At 43.2% G+C, this 660-nt stretch carries 1 protein-coding gene; it reads right to left on the bottom strand.

The features are described from left to right. A partial coding sequence (locus RM529_RS17675; protein ID WP_311486047.1) for an IS1595 family transposase occupies positions 1 to 660 on the bottom strand: 660 nt, incomplete at both ends.

Below are 660 nucleotides of genomic sequence, written 5' to 3'. Positions count from 1 at the left end.
ATTTTATGATAGTTCCCCAGCAGGTTCCGCTTAGCATTGCTTATTGCAAGGTGCACCCATTTCAAAGTTTCTTTAGTAGTGTCCTTATTGGATTTTTCACTGATATGAAGTTCCACATAATCAGCGATATCCACATACGAGGTGCTTTTGTCGGTAAAAACGATACTCTTTTCATCTATAGATTCGCTTACCGTTTGATTAATCTCCTCCGCCGCATGGCTGGTGAGAACCTTTGCCTTAAAATAGCGGGCCTGTCTTGATTTTTTTCCGGTTTTGATATCTTCCAAAGGAGTGGATTCTGCCATGATGGCCACATTTTGTTTTCCGGCTGCTCCCCGGCCACGGATTCCTTTATCTTGTTCTACTGCAGATGACTCCACTGTAAAATAGCCTTCGTCCATTTCTATCATCCCTTCTAAACTATAGCGGGCGTCCCGATTGCCGATTGCTTTACGTATTTTATGCACCATCGCCCAGACCAGTTCATATCTTTTCAGGCCCAGCTGAGTCTGGATCTCTTTACTGGAAAATCCTTTTTTAGTAGCACTCATCAAAAACATGGTTTTGTACCAGGTCAAAAAAGAAAGCTTTGAACTTTGCATGATCGTTCCACTGCGAAGGGAGATCCTACTCCTGCATTGTTTGCACTCATAGCTCCAC

This window comes from Autumnicola edwardsiae (assembly GCF_031846505.1).
In the GTDB taxonomy this organism is placed as follows: Bacteria; Bacteroidota; Bacteroidia; order Flavobacteriales; family Flavobacteriaceae; genus Autumnicola; species Autumnicola edwardsiae.
Note: the sequence above shows the minus strand (reverse complement) of the source record. Positions and strands in the feature narration are given on the sequence as shown.